Origin of the sequence: Saccharopolyspora taberi (assembly GCF_039534165.1) — a bacterium.
Taxonomy (GTDB): domain Bacteria; phylum Actinomycetota; class Actinomycetes; order Mycobacteriales; family Pseudonocardiaceae; genus Saccharopolyspora_D; species Saccharopolyspora_D taberi.
Genome location: NZ_BAAAUX010000016.1, coordinates 182719 through 204387 on the forward strand (window position 1 = coordinate 182719; position 21669 = coordinate 204387).

At 72.1% G+C, this 21669-nt stretch carries 22 protein-coding genes; 13 read left to right on the forward strand and 9 right to left on the reverse strand.

Going from position 1 to position 21669, the window contains the following annotated elements; all coding sequences use genetic code 11:
• Positions 1-150: 150 nt before the first annotated feature.
• Entirely contained in the window at positions 151-912 is a 762-nt protein-coding gene (ppgK, locus tag ABD691_RS19690; RefSeq protein ID WP_344681791.1) for a polyphosphate--glucose phosphotransferase, read from the reverse strand.
• Between the two features lie 64 nt (positions 913-976).
• Between ppgK and ABD691_RS19695 the strand changes: the two genes are divergently transcribed.
• Complete coding sequence (locus ABD691_RS19695; protein ID WP_425565123.1) at positions 977-1798, forward strand: inositol monophosphatase family protein; 822 nt, start codon at positions 977-979, stop codon at positions 1796-1798.
• Positions 1799-1869: 71 nt separating this feature from the next.
• On the opposite strand, the gene cei is transcribed toward ABD691_RS19695, so the two are convergent.
• Positions 1870-2574 carry an envelope integrity protein Cei gene (gene cei / locus ABD691_RS19700; RefSeq protein ID WP_344681793.1) on the reverse strand — a complete coding sequence of 235 codons (705 nt, stop codon included), beginning with the start codon at positions 2572-2574 and terminating at the stop codon, positions 1870-1872.
• A 463-nt stretch (positions 2575-3037) separates the two neighbouring features.
• Between cei and ABD691_RS19705 the strand changes: the two genes are divergently transcribed.
• Complete coding sequence (locus ABD691_RS19705; RefSeq protein WP_344681795.1) at positions 3038-3340, forward strand: DUF4193 domain-containing protein; 303 nt, start codon at positions 3038-3040, stop codon at positions 3338-3340.
• Positions 3341-3439: 99 nt separating this feature from the next.
• Here ABD691_RS19705 and ABD691_RS19710 read toward each other — a convergent pair whose 3' ends face one another.
• Positions 3440-3946 (reverse strand): DUF3093 domain-containing protein, encoded by a 507-nt coding sequence (locus ABD691_RS19710; RefSeq protein ID WP_344681797.1) that lies wholly within the window; start codon positions 3944-3946, stop codon positions 3440-3442.
• 24 nt (positions 3947-3970) lie between these two features.
• On the opposite strand from ABD691_RS19710, the gene dut reads away from it, so the two are divergent.
• From dut to ABD691_RS19735, 5 genes are all read left to right on the forward strand, one after another.
• On the forward strand, positions 3971-4465 hold the full coding sequence (gene dut, locus ABD691_RS19715; protein WP_344681798.1) for a dUTP diphosphatase: 495 nt from the start codon (positions 3971-3973) through the stop codon (positions 4463-4465).
• A gap of 4 nt (positions 4466-4469) precedes the next feature.
• Complete coding sequence (locus ABD691_RS19720; protein ID WP_344681800.1) at positions 4470-5120, forward strand: DUF3710 domain-containing protein; 651 nt, start codon at positions 4470-4472, stop codon at positions 5118-5120.
• Between the two features lie 43 nt (positions 5121-5163).
• Positions 5164-5793, forward strand: a complete 630-nt coding sequence (locus ABD691_RS19725; protein ID WP_344681802.1) for a LysE family translocator — start codon at positions 5164-5166, stop codon at positions 5791-5793.
• A 139-nt stretch (positions 5794-5932) separates the two neighbouring features.
• Complete coding sequence (locus ABD691_RS19730) at positions 5933-6310, forward strand: OB-fold nucleic acid binding domain-containing protein (RefSeq protein ID WP_344681804.1); 378 nt, start codon at positions 5933-5935, stop codon at positions 6308-6310.
• On the forward strand, positions 6307-7044 hold the full coding sequence (locus tag ABD691_RS19735; protein ID WP_344681806.1) for a DUF3159 domain-containing protein: 738 nt from the start codon (positions 6307-6309) through the stop codon (positions 7042-7044). Before ABD691_RS19730 ends, ABD691_RS19735 begins: the two co-directional genes overlap by 4 nt.
• A gap of 73 nt (positions 7045-7117) precedes the next feature.
• On the opposite strand, the gene ABD691_RS19740 is transcribed toward ABD691_RS19735, so the two are convergent.
• Together ABD691_RS19740 and ABD691_RS19745 are read right to left on the reverse strand one after the other, a co-directional pair.
• Positions 7118-7789 (reverse strand): potassium channel family protein, encoded by a 672-nt coding sequence (locus ABD691_RS19740; protein WP_344681808.1) that lies wholly within the window; start codon positions 7787-7789, stop codon positions 7118-7120.
• On the reverse strand, positions 7789-8454 hold the full coding sequence (locus tag ABD691_RS19745; protein ID WP_344681810.1) for a potassium channel family protein: 666 nt from the start codon (positions 8452-8454) through the stop codon (positions 7789-7791). The genes ABD691_RS19740 and ABD691_RS19745 overlap by 1 nt, the downstream gene beginning before the upstream one ends.
• A gap of 242 nt (positions 8455-8696) precedes the next feature.
• Here ABD691_RS19745 and ABD691_RS19750 point away from each other — a divergent pair, with 242 nt between their 5' ends.
• The 5 genes from ABD691_RS19750 to ABD691_RS19770 all read left to right on the forward strand — a co-directional run bounded on the left by ABD691_RS19750 (position 8697) and on the right by ABD691_RS19770 (position 15868).
• Positions 8697-10703: an APC family permease gene (locus tag ABD691_RS19750; RefSeq protein WP_344681812.1), complete on the forward strand. Its 2007-nt coding sequence runs from the start codon at positions 8697-8699 to the stop codon at positions 10701-10703.
• Positions 10700-11920: a class I SAM-dependent RNA methyltransferase gene (locus ABD691_RS19755; protein ID WP_344681814.1), complete on the forward strand. Its 1221-nt coding sequence runs from the start codon at positions 10700-10702 to the stop codon at positions 11918-11920. The genes ABD691_RS19750 and ABD691_RS19755 overlap by 4 nt, the downstream gene beginning before the upstream one ends.
• 154 nt (positions 11921-12074) lie before the next feature.
• The gene (gene dxs, locus ABD691_RS19760; RefSeq protein ID WP_344681816.1) at positions 12075-13997 is read left to right on the forward strand and encodes a 1-deoxy-D-xylulose-5-phosphate synthase; all 1923 of its coding nucleotides are present in this window, start codon (positions 12075-12077) and stop codon (positions 13995-13997) included.
• 70 nt (positions 13998-14067) lie between these two features.
• Positions 14068-14739 carry a response regulator transcription factor gene (locus tag ABD691_RS19765; protein ID WP_344681818.1) on the forward strand — a complete coding sequence of 224 codons (672 nt, stop codon included), beginning with the start codon at positions 14068-14070 and terminating at the stop codon, positions 14737-14739.
• A 1-nt stretch (position 14740) separates the two neighbouring features.
• On the forward strand, positions 14741-15868 hold the full coding sequence (locus tag ABD691_RS19770) for a sensor histidine kinase (protein ID WP_344681820.1): 1128 nt from the start codon (positions 14741-14743) through the stop codon (positions 15866-15868).
• Positions 15869-15872: 4 nt separating this feature from the next.
• Here ABD691_RS19770 and ABD691_RS19775 read toward each other — a convergent pair whose 3' ends face one another.
• The 3 genes from ABD691_RS19775 to ABD691_RS19785 all read right to left on the reverse strand — a co-directional run bounded on the left by ABD691_RS19775 (position 15873) and on the right by ABD691_RS19785 (position 19628).
• The gene (locus tag ABD691_RS19775) at positions 15873-16031 is read right to left on the reverse strand and encodes a hypothetical protein (RefSeq protein ID WP_344681822.1); all 159 of its coding nucleotides are present in this window, start codon (positions 16029-16031) and stop codon (positions 15873-15875) included.
• A 250-nt stretch (positions 16032-16281) separates the two neighbouring features.
• Complete coding sequence (locus ABD691_RS19780; protein WP_344681823.1) at positions 16282-18384, reverse strand: 3-hydroxyacyl-CoA dehydrogenase NAD-binding domain-containing protein; 2103 nt, start codon at positions 18382-18384, stop codon at positions 16282-16284.
• Positions 18381-19628 carry a thiolase family protein gene (locus tag ABD691_RS19785; protein WP_344681825.1) on the reverse strand — a complete coding sequence of 416 codons (1248 nt, stop codon included), beginning with the start codon at positions 19626-19628 and terminating at the stop codon, positions 18381-18383. The genes ABD691_RS19780 and ABD691_RS19785 overlap by 4 nt, the downstream gene beginning before the upstream one ends.
• A gap of 194 nt (positions 19629-19822) precedes the next feature.
• On the opposite strand from ABD691_RS19785, the gene ABD691_RS19790 reads away from it, so the two are divergent.
• Positions 19823-20371, forward strand: a complete 549-nt coding sequence (locus ABD691_RS19790; protein ID WP_344681827.1) for a TIGR03086 family metal-binding protein — start codon at positions 19823-19825, stop codon at positions 20369-20371.
• Here ABD691_RS19790 and ABD691_RS19795 read toward each other — a convergent pair whose 3' ends face one another.
• On the reverse strand, positions 20372-21631 hold the full coding sequence (locus ABD691_RS19795) for an HRDC domain-containing protein (RefSeq protein WP_344681829.1): 1260 nt from the start codon (positions 21629-21631) through the stop codon (positions 20372-20374).
• Positions 21632-21669: the final 38 nt, after the last annotated feature.

The window sequence follows — 21669 nt, forward strand, 5'->3', positions numbered from 1 at the left end:
CCACCCGAGTCCTGGCGAACAAGTACCTGAGCCCAGCTCACGGACTTGCCCCTCGGCCTCGGATCAGGCGGGCCGTGTTCCATTGTAACTGCGATGGACGAGTGCGGTTCCGCTGCAAGGCGGAGCCGCACCGCGCCCGCGCATTCCGGTTCAGTGCCCGATGCCCGCCGCGGCGGCCGTGGCGGCACCGACGATGCCCGCGTCGTTCTTCAGCTCCGCGGCCACGATCGGGGTGCGGCCGTCGAGCAGTGGGAGCCACTTCTCGGCCTTCTTGCTGACCCCGCCACCTGCGATGATCAGGTCCGGCCAGAGGAACTTCTCCAGGCCCGCGATGTAGCGCGCGACCCGCTCGGCCCACTGCGGGTAGGACAGCTCCAGGTTGTCCTTGACCGACGCGGCGGCCTGGGTCTCGGCGTCGTGGCCGTCGACCTCGATGTGGCCGAACTCGGTGTTCGGGATCAGCTTGCCGTCGACGAACATCGCGCTGCCGATGCCGGTGCCGAAGGTCAGCAGCACCACCAGGCCCTGGTGACCCGCACCCGCACCGGAACGCATCTCGGCCAGCCCGGCCGCGTCGGCGTCGTTGAGCACGACGACCTCGTCGCGCGAGCGGCCGAGCCGTTCGGCGAACAGGCCCTGCGCGTCTGTACCGATCCAGCTTTTGTCGACGTTCGCGGCGGTGTGCGCCGTGCCCTGCTTGACGACGCAGGGCAGCGTGACGCCCACCGGGCCGGTCCAGGCGAACTTCTCGACGATCTCGGCCACCGCGTCGGCGACCGCCGCCGGTGTCGAGGGATGCGGGGTCGGGATGCGCATGCGCTCCTCTGCCAGCACCCCGGCGTCGATGTCCACCACCGACCCCTTGATGCCGGACCCGCCGATGTCCACGCCGAAACCGCGGGCAGCTCCCATGGCTGGATCCTTCCTATTCGATTCAGACCAAGGTGTGCAGACCTTAACCGCGTTGTGTTGCGATGTGTGCGTGGGATTGGCTAATCAGCTCGATGTGGAAGCCCTCCGGGGTGTTGCGGTGCAGGTCGCGGGTGAAGCGGCCGACTTGGCGCGCACGGTGCGTGACGAAGCTGTCACGGACGGTGCGGTGGACACCAAGAGCGCCGAGACCGATGTCGTCACCGCGGGCGACCGCGCGGCCGAACGGCTGGTGCGCGACCGGCTCGCCGAACTCCGGCCGGGGGAGTCGGTGCTCGGCGAGGAGGAGGGCGGTGACCACGCGCTGGACGGCCTGCGCTGGGTCGTCGATCCGATCGACGGCACGGTGAACTACCTCTACGGCTTCCCGTGGTACGCGGTGTCGCTGGCCGCGCAGGTCGACGGCCGGTCGGTGGCGGGCGCGGTCGTCGAGCCGGTGTCGGGCCGGGTCTGGAGCGCCGCGCTCGGCGTCGGCGCGTTCCTCGGCGACCGGCGGCTGCGGGTCTCGGCCGCCGAGCGCCTCGACCTCGCCCTGATCGGCACCGGCTTCGCCTACACGGTCGAGCGCCGCAAGGTGCAGGCCGAGACCGCGGGCAAGCTGCTCGCCGAGGTCCGCGACATCCGGCGCAGCGGCTCGGCCGCGCTGGACCTGTGCGCGGTCGCTGCGGGCTGGCTGGACGGCTTCTACGAACTCGGTCTCAACCGGTGGGACTGGGCCGCCGGGGCGCTCATCGCGGCCGAGGCCGGTGCTCGACTGCGGCTGCCCGGGGAGTCGGGCGACGGCTTCGCCGACGGCACCCTCGTCTGCGCGACGCCCGGTGTCGCCGACGACCTCAAGGACGCGTTGCTGCGGTTCGGCGGCGTGTAAGCCCGTTCGGTGGCGTATCAGCACGGAGGACCGGCGCCCGGGCCGGGCGCCGGTCCTCCGGCGGATCGCGGTCAGCAGTGCACGTCGCGGGCGGCCTCCAGCAGCTCCGGGTCGATCGCGGGCGGGTTGACCTCCTGCTGCGCGCCGCCCTGGCCGTCGCGCTGCGGAACCCAGTTCTCCAGCTCCTGGAGCACCTGCCGGGCCTCGGCGGTGGTCTTGATGTCGTCGAACTTCGACCCCAGCGCGAAGTCGACGCCGGCGTCCGGGCGCTCGTCGCGGACCAGCTGCGCGCACGGCGCGATCAGGCTCAGCGTCCGGGCCGCGCTCACGCCCGCGCCGCCGAAGCGGATCTGGCCGTGGCAGTTCAGGTCGTAGTTCGCATACACCGGGTCGTTGTCCGGATCACCGCCCTTGGCGAAGCCGAGGCCGTTGAGCTCGTTGCTGATCAGCGACGCCTGCCTGCGCTCGCCGTTGCCGTTGAGCACCCGCACCTGGATGTCCTGCGGGGGGATCGGCGAGGTCCGGTCGAGCGCGTTGCGCGGCAGCATCCGGCCCAGCGCCGCCTGCTCGGGCTCGCCCGGCTCCGGCGGCGTGGTGCGCGGGCTCGGCGGGTTGCAGGTGGTCGCGGTCTCGACGTCGGGGACAGCCTCGAAGATCCGGGTCCACAGGAAGCCGGACATCACCACGAGCACCACCAGGACCAGCAGAGCGGGCAGTGGCCGCCGCCGCCGGTACCGAGGTCCACGTCGGCCCCACCTCGAGCTCACGGCAGACACGTCCTGCCACCCTCCCCTTGACCAACCGCCAGTACGGATCCCTGGTGGATCAGCCTAGGCGTTCACGTTTGGTTCCGCGGTGCCGGACAGGCCGTCGTATCGCACTCGTTGCCGATCACCGCGGACCCGGCGGCCCTCGCGAAACCCCCGGTACATGACGCCTGAGCCCGTTGCGGGCCGCAACCGGAATTCGCCGCGAGCCGCCGCCGGGATGATCTACACCGCCGCTGCGGTGCAGCCAACACCACACCTACGGGTGACCTGATGCGTGTGCCGATTCCGCATGAGCTACCCTCTCGGCGCCTCAGGCATGCCGAGGTCGGCGGGTCGCTCGTTCCGGGGGAATCAACGGGTAGCGCCAGCGAGACCGCCGTCACTCGCGACCTCGGGCACAAATCCGGGCCCTGGAACGTTTACCAGCGGCACACCATGCAGTCTCCACATATCGCAGGGGTGAAACACGATGGCGACCGACTACGACGCTCCGCGTCGCAGCGAGTCCGACGAGCTGGCCGAGGACTCGCTGGAGGAGCTGAAGGCGCGGCGGAACACGGAGCAATCCGGCGTCGTCGACGAGGACGAAGGGGCGATCCAGGAGAACTTCGAGCTCCCGGGGGCCGATCTGTCGGGCGAGGAGATGACCGTCAAGGTCCTCCCGAAGCAGGCGGACGAGTTCACCTGCTCCAGCTGCTTCCTGGTGCACCACCGCAGCCGGCTGGCCGAGGAGAAGAACGGCCAGCCCATCTGCCGCGACTGCGCGGCCTGATACCGGTCCGGCGCCGAGCCGGAGAACGAACGACTGGGCACACGCGCGCGGCGGGTGCCCAGTCGGTGCTTTCCGGGCGCTGATGTCCTTCGGGCGGGTTCAGCCCCGCTTGAGCGCCGCGGCCAGTTCCTCCGGCCTGCGGGTGCTGACGACCCAGTAAGGCGTGGGGTCGTCCTCGTCGTCCAGCCACACCCGCACCGAGGTCGGCACCCACGGGCGCTGCACCACGAACGCCGCCGGATCCAGGTCCGGTCCCAGCGCGCGCCGCTTGTCCGCGGCAGGCACGACCTCGACGTCCTCGACGAAGCGCAGCGGCAGGTGCGCGTCACCCGCCCACAGCTCCCCGTCGCGGACCTCCACCTTGGTGCGCCCGAGCCACAGCGGGATCGCGATCGCCAGCGGCACCAGCACCACGTACGGCAGCCAGGCCCGCACACCCGGATAGCCCATGTGCACCTGGGCCGACATGAGGACGGCCCCGACCAGCGGCAGCGGCCAGGTCCACCACGACGCATAGAGGCGCTCACGGAACACCGGGCGGCCCTCCCCGTTCCCCTGGCCGGGGGTGTCCCCGGCGGGAATCGCTGCTTCCACGCTTTCCTGCACGGGTTCAGGGTAGTCTCGCGGCCCGTGCCGAACGTGAAGGTCCTGCTGACCCGCCTCGATCCCGATGTTCCGCTCCCGTCCTACGCCAAACCGGGCGACGCGGGCGCCGATCTGGTCACCACCAGCGACGTCGTCCTGCAGCCCGGAGAACGCGCGCTCGTCGGCACCGGGGTCGCGGTGGCGCTGCCCGAGGGGTACGCCGGTTTCGTGCATCCGCGTTCGGGACTCGCCGCGCGCGCGGGCTTGAGCGTGGTCAACGCACCTGGAACCGTCGACTCCGGATACCGGGGTGAGATCAAGGTCTGCCTGATCAACCATGATCGGGTGGAACCGCTGTCGCTCCGGCGGGGCGACCGCATCGCCCAGTTGGTGGTGCAGAAGGTGGAGCACGCTGTTTTCCACGAGGTGGACGAGCTGCCAGAGTCGCAGCGAGGCGCCGGGGGATATGGCTCCACCGGCGGGCACGAGGTGCTGACGGCGCCGGCGGACGCCGGGGCCGATCACAGGACGGAGGTCTGAGGGGATGTTCGGATGGGGACGTCGGCGGCGGGATGAGGCCGCCGGCACCGAACCGGTCGACGACGAGCAGGTCATCGGCGAGACCGCGGACTCCGTGCCCGGCGGACCGTACGACGAGTCCGAGGCGCCCGACGACGGCGTCGAGCGGCTCGACCTCGGTTCGGTGCGGGTGCCGGTGCCCGAAGGCGGGCAGCTGCAGGTGGAGGTCGACCCGTCCGGACCGGTCCGGGCGGTGCACCTGGTGACCCAGTTCGGCAGGCTGACCGTCAGCGCGTTCGCGGCGCCGAAGTCCGCGCCGCTGTGGCCGGAGGTCAGCAAGGAGCTGGGCGAGCAGCTGCGCAAGGACGGCGCGCGGGTGCACACCGAGGACGGCGACTGGGGTTCGGAACTGGTGGCCGACTCGCCGAAGGCGGCGCTGCGGTTCGTCGGCGTCGACGGCCCGCGCTGGCTGCTGCGCGGGGTGGCCGCGGGTCCGGCCGAGCACGCCAAGGACTGCGCGAAGCTGCTCTACGCGGTGCTCGACGAGACGGTCGTGGTGCGCGGGGAGGAGCCGATGCCGGTCCGCACCCCGCTGGCGATCCAGCTGCCGGAGGCGATCGCCCGGCACATCCAGCAGGCGCAGCAGGGCCAGGCCAACGGTCAGCAGTCCGGCTGACGCTCGCGCCGGGGCGCGGCGCCCCGATGACTAGAGTGGCGCCGTGCCCACTGCCCAGGAATGGTGGCTGTACCTCGGTGCGGCCCTGCTGATCGCGTTCGCCCCCGGTCCCGGAATCCTCTACGTGCTCGCCCGCAGCATCGGCGGTGGGCGCCGCGAGGGCGTGCGATCGGCGCTCGGCAACTCCCTGGGCGCCTCGATGCACGTGCTCGCCGCCACCGTTGGGCTCTCGGCGCTGCTCGCCGCGTCCGCGGTCGCGTTCACCGTGCTGAAGTTCGTCGGCGCCGCCTACCTCGTCTACCTCGGGGTCCGCGCGCTGTGGGAGCTGCGCTCGGGCGGGGTTCCCGAACCGGGGGAGGGCGTCCGGTCCGACCGCTCCGCGGTGGTGCAGGGCTTCGTCTCCGAGGTGCTCAACCCGAAGACCGCGATGTTCTTCCTGGCATTCATCCCGCAGTTCGTGCACCCCGACCGCGGGTCGCAGACGCTGGCCTTCCTCGCCCTCGGGCTGGTCTTCGTGGTGTTCACGCTGGTCGCGGACCTGCTGGTGGCGGCGTTCGCGGGTCCACTGGCCAGCCGGATCGCGAGCGACCCGCGTTGGCGCAGGCGCCAGCAGGTCGCCAGCGGCACCACCCTGATCGGGCTCGGCGGTGCTCTCGCGCTGTCGCAGAACTAGCCGGTGCGTGATCGGAAATGATCCGATCGAGCGGTCAAGGTCCAATTGTCGCCGGGGTGGCGACCGGGGCCCCTCCAGCGGGCTACGCTGGAGTCGGACGGGCTGCGAAGTCGAGCCCCGAGGCGCACGGGAGCGCTAGATGAGCAAGACCGGAAGCGGCTACTGGCGCCGCCTCCTCCACCGTCTGACCAGCGATGTCGGCCAGCTCGACGCGGACGACCTCTCGGAGCGCTCGCAGGCGGGGGGCGCGCAGCGCGCCTGCGACTGCGAGTGCGGTCAGGAAGCCGTGGTGCTCGGCCGGGTGCGCAGCGTGGGCATGTCGCCCAAGGCTTCGGCACCCACGCTGGAGGCCGAGCTGTTCGACGGCACCGAAGGCGTCACCCTGGTCTGGCTGGGCAGGCGCCGCATCACCGGCATCGAGCCCGGGCGCACCATCAAGGCCCGGGGCCGGATCGCGGTCCGCGACGGCCGCAAGGTGCTGTACAACCCCTACTACGAGTTGCAGAACACCGCATGAGCGAAAGCAACGCATCGGCATCCGGGAGCCACGTCCCCGCCGACGCCGAATCCGACGTGCCCACGAGTGCCGACAAGACGGCCGCGGCCGAGAAGACCATGCTGGAGCAGATGGGCGGGGTCAGCGGCCTCGCCTACTCCTCGGTCCCGATCGTGGTCTTCGTCCTGGTCAACACGCTGGGCAACCTGACGGCCGCGATCTGGTCGGCCGTGGGGGTCGCGGTGGCGATCGCGGTCGTCCGGCTGGTCCGCAGGGAGCCGGTGCAGCCGGCGATCTCCGGCGTGATCGGGGTGGCGGTGTGCTCGTTCATCGCCTACCGCTCCGGCGAGGCGAAGGGCTTCTTCCTGCTGGGCATCTGGACGAGCCTGGTCTACGGCGGAGTGTTCCTGGCGTCGATGGTGGCCCGCTGGCCGCTGGTCGGCGTGGCCTGGTCCGCGCTCAACGGCCTCGGCTTCTCCTGGCGGCGCAACCGCCGGGCCATGATCGGCTACGACCTGGCGACGCTGGCGTGGACGCTGGTGTTCGCGGCGAAGTTCGTCGTCCAGCAGTGGCTCTACGTCAGCGACGAGACCGGCTGGCTGGCCTTCGCCCGGATCGCGATGGGCTACCCGCTGACCGGGCTGGCGCTGATCGTGACGGTGTGGGCGATCCGCCGGGCGTCGAAGATCGCGGAGGAGGAGGCCGAGGCGGAGCCCGTGGAGGGCGCGCTGCGGTCCAACCCCTCGGTGAGCTGAGCTCCCGGAAGCACTGAGCCGAAAGCGGCCACCGCGAGTGCGCGGTGGCCGCTTTCGGCTTGCCGGAGCGGGGTCAGGAGGGTTCGGCGCGGTCGTGGACCACGGACCGGATCGCCTGCTCGACGTCGTCGGAGGCGACGAACAGCATCTCGTCGCCCGCCTCCAGCGGGTCGTCGGGCTGCGGGACGATGACCCTGCCGCCGCGCAGGATCGTCACCAGGGCGGCGTCCGCGGGCAGCTTCAGGTCGCGGACCCGGCGGCCCGCCAGCGGCGTGTTGTCCGGCAGCGTGATCTCGACCAGGTTCGCCTGGCCCTGGCGCAGGGTCATCAGCCGGACCAGGTCGCCGACGCTGACCGCCTCCTCGACCCCGGCGGCCAGCATCCGCGGGGTGGACACCGCGACGTCGACGCCCCACGCGTCGGTGAACAGCCACTCGTTGCGGGGGTCGTTGACCCGGGCCACCACCCGCCGCACCGCGAACTCGGTCTTGGACAGCAGCGAGACGACCAGGTTGACCTTGTCGTCACCGGTGGCGGCGATGACGACGTCGCACGACTCGATCCCGGCCTCCTCCAGCGAGGCCAGCTCGCAGGCGTCGGCCAGCACCCACTCCGCTTCGCGGATGTTCTTCGGGTGGTAGTTGTCCGGGCTGCGCTCGATGAGCATCACCTGGTGGCCGCCGTCGACCAGTTCCCGTGCGATGGACTGGCCGACCGCGCCGGCCCCGGCGATCGCGATCCGCATTATTCGCTCTCCTCGGGTGCCTGCCGAGCGGCTTCGGTGACGTCGGTGACGGTGCCTGACAGGGCCGCGACGTAGACGGTGTCGTCGGCCTGGATGACGGTCTTGGGGTCGGGCAGGATGCCGTTGCCGAACCGCATGACGAAGGCGACCCGGGCGCCGGTGGTGGCCTCCAGCTCGGTGATCCGCCGCCCGACCCAGCCGTCGTGCAGCGGCAGCTGCAGGACGGCCACCGCACCGGACGGTTCCCGCCAGGCGGTGGCCACGCCCTCCGGCAGCAGCATCCGCAGGAACCGGTCGGTGGTCCAGGGGACGGTGGCCACGGTGGGGATGCCCAGCCGCTGGTAGACCTCGGCCCGCTTCGGGTCGTAGATCCGGGCCACCACGTGTTCGACGCCGAAGGTCTCGCGGGCCACCCTGGCCGCGACGATGTTGGAGTTGTCGCCGTTGGACACCGCGGCGAACGCGGCGGCCTTCTCGATCCCGGCCTCGATCAGCACGTCGCGGTCGAAGCCGTTGCCGGTGATCTGCTGTCCGTGGAAGTCGCGGCCGAGGCGGTGGAACGCCTGGGGGTTCTTGTCCACAACGGCCACGGTGTGATCGAGCCGTTGCAGGGCCGCGGCCAGGGAAGCCCCGACCCGGCCGCAACCCATGATCACCACGTGCACGAGCTGTCTCCTTGTTCCAAGGGTTTGCGCATCGCCGCCGTGCCGGTCGCCGTGCCAGCGTGACGGTACCCGGAACAAGCGGTCCGTGACCGCTTCTCGACGGTTCCCGCCCGGACGGGCTGGTGCACCCTACCCGGAGAGTCCGCCCGGGAGGCGCCCGTAGGGGCCGCCGATGTGACGTGGGCACGCATCGACCCGCCGCGCTCGCCACCCGGCGGCCGGTTGCGCCTACGCTCTTGGCCGTGTCGAAGCTCGCAATCGCCGCGAAGCGCCTCATCGTCGGCAGGCCGTTCCGCAGTGACCGCCTTGCCCACACGCTGCTGCCCAAGCGGATCGCGCTCCCGGTGTTCGCATCGGACGCGATGTCCTCGGTCGCGTACGCGCCGGAGGAGATCCTGCTCGTGCTGTCGGTCGCGGGCCTGTCCGCGTACGCGTTCAGCCCGTGGATCGGGATCGTGGTCGCCATCGTGATGGCCACGGTGGTCGCGTCCTACCGGCAGAACGTGCGCGCCTACCCGTCCGGTGGTGGCGACTACGAGGTCGCCACCGTCAACCACGGGCCGCGCTGGGGGCTGGTGGTGGCCAGCGCGCTGCTGGTCGACTACATCCTCACCGTGGCCGTGTCGATCTCGTCGGCCGCGGCCAACATCGGGTCGGTCATCCCGTTCGTGGCCACCCACAAGGTCCTGTTCGCGGTGGGCGCGATCGTGCTGCTGACCGCGATGAACCTGCGGGGCGTCAAGGAGTCCGGTTCGCTGTTCGCGATCCCGACCTACGCGTTCGTCATCGGGGTCATCGGCATGCTCGGCGTCGGGCTGTTCCGGGGCCTGGTGCTCGGCCAGGAGATGCGCGCCGAGAGCGCCGACTTCCACCTGGTGCAGGAGTCCCAGATGGCCGGGGTCGCGTTCGTGTTCCTGATCCTGCGCGCGTTCTCCTCCGGCAGCGCGGCGCTGACCGGCGTCGAGGCGATCAGCAACGGCGTGCCCGCCTTCCGCAAGCCCAAGTCCCGCAACGCCGCCACCACGCTGGCGCTGATGGGCGGGATCGCGATCACGATGTTCCTCGGCCTGATCGTGCTGGCCGGGATGACCGGCGCCCAGGTCGCCGAGGACCCCCAGCACCAGCTCGCGGGCGCGCCCGCGGACTACGTGCAGAAGACGCTGGTGGCCCAGCTGGCCAACGCGGTCTTCAGCGGTTTCCCGCCCGCCGTGTACTACCTGGTGTTCTTCACCGGCCTGATCCTGGTGCTGGCGGCCAACACCGCGTTCAACGGCTTCCCGGTGCTCGGCTCGATCCTGGCGCAGGACCGGTTCCTGCCGCGCCAGCTGCACACCCGCGGCGACCGGCTCGCGTTCTCCAACGGCATCCTGTTCCTCGCGGCCAGCGCGATCGTGCTGGTGCTGGCCTTCGACGCCGAGGTCACCCGGCTCGTGCAGCTCTACATCGTCGGGGTGTTCGTGTCGTTCGTGCTCAGCCAGAGCGGCATGATCCGGCACTGGAACCGGCTGCTGCGGACCGAGACCGACCCGGCGCAGCGGCGGCGGATGCGCCGGTCGCAGCTGATCAACTCGTTCGGCCTGTTCATGACGGCGAGCGTGCTGGTGATCGTGCTGGTCACGAAGTTCACCAAGGGTGCGTGGATCGCCATCGCGGCGATGGCCGCGATCTACCTGCTGATGACCGCGATCCGCAAGCACTACGACCGGGTCGCCGAGGAGCTGCAGGAGCAGGAGGTCGACGCGGTCCTGCCGTCGCGCAACCACGCGATCATCCTGGTCTCCAAGCTGCACCTGCCGACGATGCGGGCGATCGCCTACGCGCGGGCGACCCGGCCGGACGAGCTGGAGGGCGTGACGGTCAACGTCGACGACGAGGACACCCGGGCGCTGGTGGCCAAGTGGGAGGCCGAGGACCTGCCGGTGCCGCTGAAGGTCCTGGAGTCGCCGTACCGGGAGATCACCAGGCCGCTGCTGGGCTACGTCAAGCGGATCCGGCGGGACAGCCCCCGCGACGTGGTCACGGTGTTCATCCCCGAGTACGTCGTGGGGCACTGGTGGGAGCAGCTGCTGCACAACCAGAGCGCGCTGCGGATCAAGAGCAGGCTGCTGTTCCAGCCCGGCGTGATGGTCACCAGCGTGCCGTGGCAGCTGGAGTCGTCGCAGCGGGTCAGCCACCGTCCGGTGGCCGTGCCCGGCGCGGTGCGGCGCGGGCTGGAAGACACGAATTCGAAGGGGAACGGGAAGCGGTGACGGACAAGCCGGACTGGACCGGTAGGCGGCTGGAGGTCGAGGTGGGCCCGGTCGCCCACGGCGGGCACTGCGTGGCCAGGTACGAGGGCCGGGTCGTGTTCGTCCGGCACGCGCTGCCCGGCGAGGTCGTGGTCGCCGAGGTCACCGAGGACCCCGGTCGCGGGTTCTGCCGGGCCGACGCGGTGGAGATCCGCACCGCGGCCCCCGGGCGGGTCGAGCCGCCGTGCCCGCTCGCCGACATCGCGCGCGGACGCGACCGCTGCGGCGGCTGCGACTGGCAGCACGCCTCCGGGCCGACGCAGCGGGAGCTGAAGGCGGCGGTGGTCGCCGAGCAGCTGCGCCGGATCGCCGGGATCGACCGCGAGGTCGTGGTCCGGGAGCTGCCGGGCGGGCTGCTGCGCTGGCGCGGCCGGGCCCGGCTGGCGGTCGACCGCGACGGGCGCGCCGGGTTCCGCGCGCACCGCAGCCACCGGGTCGTCCCGGCAGCGGACTGCCCGATCACGGTCGCCGACGCGGTGCGCGAGGTGACCTCGCGCAAGTGGCGGCCGGGCGCGGAGGTCGAGGTGGCCGCCGATGCCGACGCCGAGGTCCACGTCACCGCCCACGACCGCAGCCGCGGCCGGTCCCGCACCGCCCGCCGGGTCAAGGGCAGCGGGGTGGCGCGCGAGGAGGCCGCGGGCCGGTCCTGGCAGCTGGCCGCGCACGGGTTCTGGCAGGTGCACACCGCGGCGGCGGACACCTTCGCCGAGGTCGTGTCCCGGATGGCGGCGGCGCCGGAGGGCGGGGTCGCGTGGGACCTCTACGGCGGGGTCGGGCTGTTCGCGGCCGGGCTCGCCGAGCAGGTCGGGCCGACCGGGGCGGTGGTGCTGGTCGAGTCGTCGCGGCGGGCCGTCGAGGACGCCGTGACCAACCTCCGGGACCTGCTCCAGGTGGACTTCCGGGTGGGCATGGTCGAGGACGTCGTCGCCGGCCTGCCCGCACCGGACGTGGTGGTGCTGGACCCGCCGCGCAAGGGCGCCGGGCGGGACGTCGTCGAGGCGGTGTGCGCGCAGCGGCCCGCCCGGGTCGTCCACGTCGCGTGCGACCCGGCCGCGCTGGCGCGCGATGTCGGCCTGTTCGCCGAGAACGGCTACCGCCTGGCGGAGCTGGAGGCGTTCGACGCCTTCCCGATGACGCACCACGTCGAGTGCATCGCGTTGCTGGAACGTGCGGGCTGACCGTGTGCGACCGGCCCGCGCGCCCCTCTCCGGCCGATCCGCTGGTCACGGGCGTCGTGCACGACCGTGACCGCCCGGCTTTGGGACGCTCCGTAGACTGGTCGGAACCGCATGCCCGGAAAACTAGCCCCGGCGAGACAAGCGAGGTGAAGCGGTGACGCTGCTGGAGTCCGTGCACAGTCCGGCCGACATCAAGCGCCTGGAGCACGGTGAGCTGGCCCGGCTGGCCGCTGAGATCCGGTCCTTCCTGATCGAGAAGGTCTCCCGCACCGGTGGGCACCTCGGCCCGAACCTGGGGGCGGTCGAGTTAACCCTCGCCGTGCACCGGGTCTTCGACTCCCCGCGCGACGCCGTGGTGTTCGACACCGGGCACCAGGCGTACGTGCACAAGATGATCACCGGCCGCCAGGAGGGCTTCGACCGGCTGCGCAAGCGCGACGGGATCTCCGGCTACCCGTCCCGCGCCGAGAGCGAGCACGACCTGGTCGAGAACAGCCACGCCTCCACCGCGCTGTCCTACGCCGACGGCCTGGCCCGCGCGTTCCAGCTCGGCCGCGAGTCCCGGCACGCGGTCGCCGTGGTCGGTGACGGCGCGCTGACCGGCGGCATGTGCTGGGAGGCGCTCAACAACATCGCCGCGGACCCCGAACGCCCGGTTGTCATCGTTGTCAACGACAACGGCCGCTCCTACGCGCCGACGATCGGCGGTCTCGCCGAGCACCTGGCGGCCCTGCGGCTCAAGCCCGCCTACGAACGGGCGCTGGAGAGCGGTCGCCGCACCCTGCAGAACCTCCCGGTCGTCGGCAGGTCCCTGTACACCGGCCTGCACGCGGCGAAGAGCGGCATCAAGGACGCGCTCAGCCCGCAGGTGATGTTCTCCGACCTGGGCATCAAGTACCTCGGCCCGGTCGACGGCCACGACCTGCGGTCGATGGAGTACGCGCTGTCGATGGCCAAGGCGTTCGGCGGTCCGGTGATCGTGCACGCGGTGACCCGCAAGGGCAACGGCTTCGCGCCCGCGGAGAACGACGAGGCCGAGCAGATGCACCAGGTCAAGGTCATCGACCCGGAGACCGGGCTGCCGACCAAGCCCGCCCCGAAGATCTGGACCGACGTCTACTCCGACGAGCTGGTGCGCATCGGCGGCGAGCGCTCCGACGTCGTGGCCATCACCGCCGCGATGCTGGGCCCGACCGGGCTGATCAAGTTCGCCGACGCCTACCCGGAGCGCTGCTTCGACGTCGGCATCGCCGAGCAGCACGCGATGACCTCGGCCGCGGGCATGGCGATGGGCGGCCTGCACCCGGTGTTCGCGGTGTACTCGACGTTCCTCAACCGCGCGTTCGACCAGCTGCTGATGGACGTGGCGCTGCACCGCCAGCCGGTCACGGTGACGCTGGACCGCTCCGGCATCACCGGCGACGACGGCGCGAGCCACAACGGCATGTGGGACCTGTCGATCCTGGGCGCGGTCCCGGGCATCCGGGTCGCCGCGCCGCGCGACGCGGTGACCCTGCGCGAGGAGCTGCGGGAGGCGGTCGCGGTCGACGACGGACCGACCGTGCTGCGGTTCCCGAAGGGCTCGGTGATCGAGGAGGTCCCGGCGGTCGAGCGGATCGACGGGGTCGACGTGCTGCACCGGTCCGCGGGCGAGCGCGCGGAAGTGCTGCTGGCCGCGGTCGGCGCGTTCGGCGAGCTGGGCGTGGCCGCCGCGAGGCGGCTGGCGGCGCAGGGCATCGGCGTGACCGTGGTGGACCCGCGCTGGGTGGTGCCGGTCCCGGAGGCCGTGGTCGACCTGGCCGCCGAGCACAGCCTGGTGGTGACGCTGGAGGACTGCGGCAGGCACGGCGGCTTCGGCTGGATGCTCGCGGCGGCGCTGCGCGACCGGGAGATCGACGTGCCGCTGCGCGACCTGGCGGTGCCGAACCGGTTCCTCGACCACGCCTCCCGCGAGCAGGTGCTGAGCGACCTCGGCCTGACCGAGCAGGACATCGCCCGCCGCGTGACGGAGTGGGTCGCGGGTTGCGTGCGGCCCCCGATGGGGCCGCACGTGGCGCAAGGCGCCATCCGCGCGTAAGCGCGGATCCCGCCCGGCCCCCGGATCTCCCCGCGCAGGCTGACCATCTCCCTGTGGCAGGCTGAACGGCGTGCGAATCCTGGTGGTGGAGGACGAGCAGCCCCTGGCGGACGCGATCGCCAGGGGCCTGCGCCGAGAGGGCATGGCCGTCGACGTCGCCTACGACGGGGAGAGCGGGCAGGAGAAGGCGGCGATCACCCGGTACGACGTGATCGTGCTCGACCGCGATCTGCCGCGGATGTCCGGTGACGAGCTGTGCCGGGCGGTGGTTTCCTCCGGCGAGCTGACCCGGGTGATCATGCTGACCGCCAGCGGCACGGTCGCCGACCGGGTCGAGGGCCTGTCGCTGGGCGCCGACGACTACCTCGCCAAGCCGTTCGCCTTCCCCGAGCTGACCGCGCGGGTGCGCGCGCTGGGCAGGCGCGCCACGCCCGCGGTGCCGCCGCTGCTGACCGCCGACGACCTGGAGCTGGACCCGGCCCGCCGCACGGTGTCGCGGTCGGCCGGGGAGATCGAGCTGACCCGCAAGGAGTTCGGCGTGCTGGAGGTGCTGCTCGGCGCGGGCGGCGCGGTGGTCAGCTCGGAGGAACTGCTGGAGCGGGTCTGGGACGAGAACGCCGACCCGTTCACCACGACGGTGCGGGTCACGATGATGACCCTGCGCAAGAAGCTGGGGGAGCCGGGCGTGATCGAGACCGTCGTCGGTTCCGGCTACCGCGTGCCCTCCGCCGGTCGGGGCTGACGTGCTCGCCCGCCGGGGGCCCGGGCTGCGCCTGCGGATCACGTTGCTGGCCACCGGCCTGGTCGCCGGGGTCGCCGCGCTGCTGCTGTGGCTGGGCTGGCTGCTGGTCGGCAACGTGGTCGCGGCGGTGCCGAGGCTGCCCGAGGGAAGCCTGGTGCGGGTGCACGGCGTCGACGTCCCGGCCGATCAGCTCGGCGAGGCGCTGCGCACCTCGGCGCGGGAGCAGGTGCTGCTGGTCGGCGGGATCGCGTTCGTCGCGGTGGTCCTGGCCGCCGCGGTGCTGGCGTGGACGGTGACCGGCCGGGTGCTGCGCCCGCTGCACGAGGTCACCGAGTCGGCGCGGCGGCTGTCGGCCGAGTCGCTGGACGAGCGCATCGAGCTCAGCGGGCCGCGCGACGAGGTCGCCGAGCTCGCCGACACCTTCGACGCGATGCTCGACCGCCTCGAAGCGGCCTTCGACTCGCAGCGCGGTTTCGTCGCCAACGCCAGCCACGAGCTCCGGACCCCGCTGTCGGTGATCCGCACCGAGCTGGAGGTCACCCTCGCCGACCCGGACGCCGACGAGGCGGAGCTGCGCCGGATGGCAGGTGTGGTCCGGGAGGCGACGGCGCGGGCGGAGCGGCTCGTGGAGGCGTTGCTGCTGCTGGCCAGGACCGAAGGGGTGGAACTGGCGGTCCGGGAGACGGTCGACCTCACCGAGGTCGCGGGCCGCGCCCTGCGCGCGGTGGCCACCGAGGCGGCGCAGCGCGGACTGCGGATCGAGTGCTGCGACGAGCCCGCGCTCGCGGTGGGCGACCCGGCGCTGCTGGAGCGGGTGGCGGGCAACCTGGTGGAGAACGCCGTGCGGCACAACGTCGACGGCGGCTGGGTGCGGATCGCCACCGGAAGCGGTCCGAAGTGGACGATCCTGCGGGTGGTCTCGTCCGGCCCGGAGATCGCCACCGACCAGGTGGAGGCGCTGTTCGAGCCGTTCCGGCGCGCCGGGGTGCAGCGCACCGCCCGCACCGGCGCCGGGCTCGGCCTGTCGATCGTGCGCGCGGCGGCAGCCGCGCACGGCGGGAGGGTGTGGGCGGAGCCGGTCGCCGGAGGCGGCCTGGCGGTGAACGTGGAGCTGCCCGCGGCGCCGTGAGGCGCTACAGCCGCAGGGCGGCGATGTCGATGTCGACCGGCACGGGGCTCGCGGTGACGGTCGCCGGACCCTGACCGGCCTTGGCGGTCACGTCGCAGGTGTACCGGTCCTGGTCGAGCCGGTAGGCGGCGAGTTCGGTGGGACCGCCGCGATCCTGGGCCACGCTCCAGAAGAACGTTGCTCGCGGGGAAGGAGTTGCCCAGCGGCTTGGCGTCCAGGATGACGAAGTCCGGAACGAGCGCCGTGCGGTTGCGCGATGATCTCGCCTTTCGCCCACTGGTGCTGACCGCTCGGAAGCGGGGTCACGAGCCAGTGCCCTTCGATCAGTTCGAGGCGTGAGCCGTCCTCGCGTCACCCCGAAAGCGAAAGGGCCGGGGCGGAAAAGACCGCCCCGGCCCCGCGACTCGATCGCCTCAGGCGGGCACGCTGGCCACGCCCCGGTCGAGGAACCGCTTGCCGGTGACCTGCTCGGACACGCCCGACCGGTCCAGGTACGGCGTGATGCCGCCGAGCCAGAACGGCCAGCCCGCGCCGAGGATCATGCACAGGTCGAGGTCCTGCGCCTCGGCCACGACGCCCTCGTCGAGCATGATCCGCGCTTCCTCGGCCAGCGCCTTCAGCGCCCGCTCGCGGACCTGCTCCTCGGTGGACGGGCTGTCGCCCTGCTGCCACAGCGCCGCGACCTCGGGGTCGACGGTCTGGTTGCCCTTGTCGTCCCACTGCCACACCGCGGTCTTGCCCGCGTCGACGAACCGCTGGAGGTTCTCGCTGATGCCGAACCGGTCCGGGTAGGCGTCGTGCATGGTGTGGTTGACGTGCTGGGCGACCGCCGGGCCGACCAGCTGGAGCAGCACCAGCGGGCTCATCGGCAGCCCCAGCGGGGTCAGCGCGCGGTCGGCCACCTCGAACGGGGTGCCCTCGTCCACCGACGCGATGACCTCGCCCATGAACCGGGTGAGCAGCCGGTTGACCACGAACGCCGGGGCGTCCTTGACCAGCACGCAGGACTTCTTCAGCTGCTTGCCGACCGAGAACGCGGTGGCCAGCGCACCGTCGTCGGTCTTCTCGCCGCGCACGATCTCCAGCAACGGCAGCACCGCGACCGGGTTGAAGAAGTGGAAGCCCACCACCCGCTCGGGGTTGCGCAGCTGCGAGGCCATCTCGGTGATCGACAGCGACGAGGTGTTGGTCGCCAGGATCGCCTCGGCCGAGACGTGCTCCTCCAGCTCGGCGAACACCTTCTGCTTGACCGACATCTCCTCGAAGACGGCCTCGATCACGAAGTCGGCGTCGGCGAACGCTGCCTTGTCCAGCGAGCCGGTGACCAGCGCCTTGAGCCGGTTGACCTCGTCGGGCGAGAGCCTGCCCTTGCCCGCCAGCTTGTCGATCTCGCCGTGGATGTAGCCCACACCCCGGTCGATGCGGGCCTGGTCGATGTCGGTGATGACCACCGGCACCTTCAGGCGGCGCACGAACAGCAGCGCCAGCTGCCCGGCCATCAGACCGGCGCCCACGACGCCGACCTTCTTGACCTCGCGGGCCAGCGACTTGTCCGGCGCGCCCGCCGGGCGCTTGGCGCGCTTCTGGGTCAGGTCGAACGAGTACAGCCCGGAGCGCAGCTCGTCGGACATCAGCGCGTCGGCCAGCGCCTCGGTCTCGGCCGCGTAGCCGGCGTCGAGGTCGTTGTCGCGGGCCAGCTCGATCAGCTCGACGGCCCTGGTCACGGCGGGGGAGGCGCCGTGGGTGCGGGCCTCGACGATGCCCTTGGCGCGGTTGACCGCGTCGTCCCACGCCTGGCCGCGGTCGATCTCCGGCCGCTGCACGGTCTCCTCGCCGTTGAGCACCCGGACCGCCCAGCGCAGCGACTCCTCCAGGAAGTCGGCGCTGTCGAGCTGGACGTCGAAGATGCCCAGGTCGGTGGCCTTGGCCGGGTTGAGCATCTTGTTCTGGTTCAGCGCGTTCTCGATGATCACGGTCACCGCGGCGTCCGCGCCGATCAGGTTCGGCAGCAGCTGCGTGCCGCCCCAGCCCGGGAACAGGCCCAGGAAGCACTCCGGGAACGCGATCGCGCCCGCGCCCGCCGACACCGTCCGGTACTGCGCGGACAGCGCCAGCTCCAGGCCGCCGCCCAGGGTGGCGCCGTTGACGAAGGCGAAGGTCGGGATCTTCGACTCGGTGAGCCTGCGGAACACGTCGTGCCCGGTCTGGGCGACCTGCAGCGCGTGCCGGCGCTCGGCGATCTGCTTGACGCCGCTGAGGTCGGCGCCGACGGCGAACACGAACGGCTTGCCGGTGACCGCGATGGCCGCGGGCTCGGCGGCGAACGCCTCGTCCAGCGCGGCGTTCAGGCTGGCCAGACCCCCGGGGCCGAAGGTCGACGGCCGGGTGTGGTCGTGGCCGTTGTCGATGGTGATCAGCGCGAGCTTGCCGGACAGCCCCGGGACGTCCAGGAGGCGGGTGAACGCCTTGGTCACCACCTCGTCCGGGAACAACGATGCGAAGTCTGCGTCGGTCACTTCGCGCCTCCCTCGGTGTAGTTCGGGTTCTCCCAGATGACCGTTCCGCCCATGCCGAAGCCGATGCACATCGTGGTCAGGCCGTAGCGGACCTCGGGGTGCTCGGCGAAGTGCCGGGACAGCTGGGTCATCAGCCGGACGCCGGAGGACGCCAGCGGGTGGCCGCAGGCGATCGCGCCGCCCCACGGGTTGACCCGCGGGTCGTCGTCGGCGATGCCGAAGTGCTCCAGGAAGGCCAGCACCTGCACGGCGAACGCCTCGTTGATCTCGAACAGGCCGATGTCGCTGATCGACAGCCCGGTCCTGGCCAGCGCCTTCTCGGTCGCGGGCACCGGACCGACGCCCATGACCTCCGGCTCGACCCCGGCGAAGGCGTAGCCGACCAGCTTCATGCCGACCGGCAGGCCCAGCTCGCGGGCGGTGTCGGCGTCGGCGATCAGGCAGCCGGTGGCGCCGTCGTTGAGGCCGGCGGCGTTGCCCGGGGTGACCCGGCCGTGCGGGCGGAACGGGGTCTTGAGACCGGCCAGCGCCTCGACCGTGGTGCCCGGCCGCGGCGGCTCGTCGGCGGTGGCCAGGCCCCAGCCCTGCTCGGCCGAGCGGGTCGACACCGGCACCAGGTCCGGGCTGATCTTGCCCGCGCGCACGGCGTCGTCGTAGCGCTGCTGGCTCAGCGCGGCGTAGGCGTCGGTGCGCTGCTTGGTCAGGCTCGGGTAGCGGTCGTGGACGTTCTCCGCGGTGGAGCCCATGACCAGCGCCGACGGGTCGACGACCTTGTCGGCGACGTAGCGCGGGTTCGGGTCCACGCCCTCGCCCATCGGGTGCTTGCCCATGTGCTCGACGCCGCCCGCGATGACCACGTCGTAGGCGCCGAAGGCGATGCCGCTGGCGACCGTGGTCACGGCGGTCATCGCGCCCGCGCACATGCGGTCGATGGCGAAGCCGGGCACCGACTTGGGCAGCCCGGCAAGCAGGGCCGCGCTGCGGCCGATGGTCAGGCCCTGGTCGCCGGTCTGGGTGGTCGCGGCGATGGCGACCTCGTCGATGCGCTCCGGCGGAAGTTCGGGGTGCCGCCGCAGCAGTTCCCGGATGACCTTGACGACCATGTCGTCGGCGCGGGTCTCGGCGTACAGGCCCTTCGAGCCGGCCTTGCCGAACGGCGTGCGGACGCCGTCGACGAAGACCACGTCCCGAACAGCACGTGCTGCGCTGCGCGTGTCGGCGGCTGCCGACGCAGGTGCGGCCACGGCGTGCTCCTCACTCGGTGGTGGTGGTTTGTGCCTCGGCGGGCGGAAGTCCGCTACCGGCCGGTAACGGCACTCTAGCGCTTATTACCCGTGGGTAACCAGCTGGCCGGTCATGTCTGTTGTCTCACACTCTGATCAGTCCCGCCGTCGGTCTCCGGTTCGAGTCTGTCGGTCCTCGATGTGACTCTGACGGCATGACCGACAGCTCCGAGCGCTACCGCGCGCTTGCCGAAGAGTTCACCCGCCGCGTCGAGTCCGCACCGGCCGGTTCCTGGGAGTCGCCATCGCCCTGCGAGGGCTGGACGGCGCGGGACGTCCTGCGCCACGTCGTGGAAGTCCACCGCGATCTGCCCTCGTGGGCCGGACTGGTGATCACGCTCGAGAAGTCCGTCGACGACGATCCGGCCGGGGCGTGGGCCGAGGCCCGCGACACCGTCCAGGACCTCCTCGAAGACCCGGCGCGGGCGGGCAAGGAGTACGACGGCCTTCTCGGGCGCACCACCGCCGAGGCGACGATCGACCGGTTCGTCTGCTTCGACCTGCTCGTGCACGGCTGGGACCTCGCGCGGGCCACCGGCCAGGACGAGACGCTGCCCGCGGCGGAGGTCAAGCGCGTCCACGCCGACGCCCTCGCGCTCGGCGACAACATCCGGCGCGAGGGCGTCTGCGGCCCCGAGGTCACCGTCGGGGAGGACGCCTCCGATCAGGACCGCCTACTCGCCTACCTCGGCCGCAGGCCGTAACTACTCGCTCTCCGCGGGCTCCGCGTGCAGCGCGGTGCTAAGCGCGCCCGCGGTGAGCGCGATCTGCCACTCCCTGGCGCCTTTCTCGCGCAGCAGCGCGGCGACCGAGTCCTCGCCGATGTCCTCGGGAGGCGTCCAGCAGGTGCGCCGAACCAGGTCGGGCAGCAGCAGGTTCTCGGTCGGAACCTGGTGCTTCTCCGAGATCTCCGAGAGCGCGGTCCGCGCCGCGGCCAGCCGCGCGGCGGCGGCCGGATCGCGGTCGGCCCACCGGTTCGGCGGCGGCGGACCGTCGTTGGGCGGCGAGGCCACCGGGAGCTCGTCGGCGCCGAGCTTGCGGGCGATCCGCAGCGCGTGCAGCCACATCGAGGCGCGGCGGCGCTGCTGCCTGCCGCCGAAGACGGGCAGCGCGGTCAGCTCGGCCTCGGTCTTCGGATTGGCCTGGGCGGCCTGCACGATGGAGGAGTCCGGCAGGATGCGGCCGGGCGCGATGTCGCGTTCGCGGGCCACGGTGTCGCGGGTTTCCCAGAGCGAGCGGACCGCGGCCAGTTGCCGGGGGCTGCGCACCCGGTGGATGCCGGAGGTGCGGCGCCAGGGTTCGGCGCGCGGCGGTGCCGGGGCAGCGGTGCGGACCGCCTCGAACTCCTCCCAGGCCCAGTCCAGCTTGTCCTGCCGCTCCAGCTCGTCGTGCATCGCGTCGCGCAGCGCGACCAGCAGTTCCACGTCCAGCGCCGCGTACGCGAGCCAGTCACCGGGTAACGGCCGCCGCGACCAGTCCGCGGCGCTGTGCCCCTTCTCCAGCTGGTAGCCGAGCATGCGCTCGACCAGGGCACCGAGGGAAACCCGGTCGAAGCCGGCCAGCCTGCCCGCGAGTTCGGTGTCGAACAGCCGCGCCGGGTGCAGGTTCAGCTCCGCCAGGCACGGCAGGTCCTGCGACGCCGCGTGCAGCACCCACTCAGTGCCGTCCAGCGCCGCCACCAGCGGCTCCAGCGCGCCTTCCAGCGCCACCGGGTCCACCAGCACCGTTCCGGCGCCCTCCCGGCGGAGCTGCACCAGGTACGCCCGCTGCGAGTAGCGGTAACCCGAGGCTCTTTCGGTGTCCACCGCGACCGGACCGGTTCCCGCGGCCAGTGCGGCAGCAGCGGTTTGCAGTGCGACAGGGGAGTCGACCACCGGCGGCACGCCGTCGGCAGGCTCGGTCAGCAACACCGGATCCGGACGACCGGTCCCGGCGGACTCGGGGCTAGCAGCTTCCACGGCCATCAGACCTTACGTGCTCCGGTCCTCGTCGTGGGGTGGAC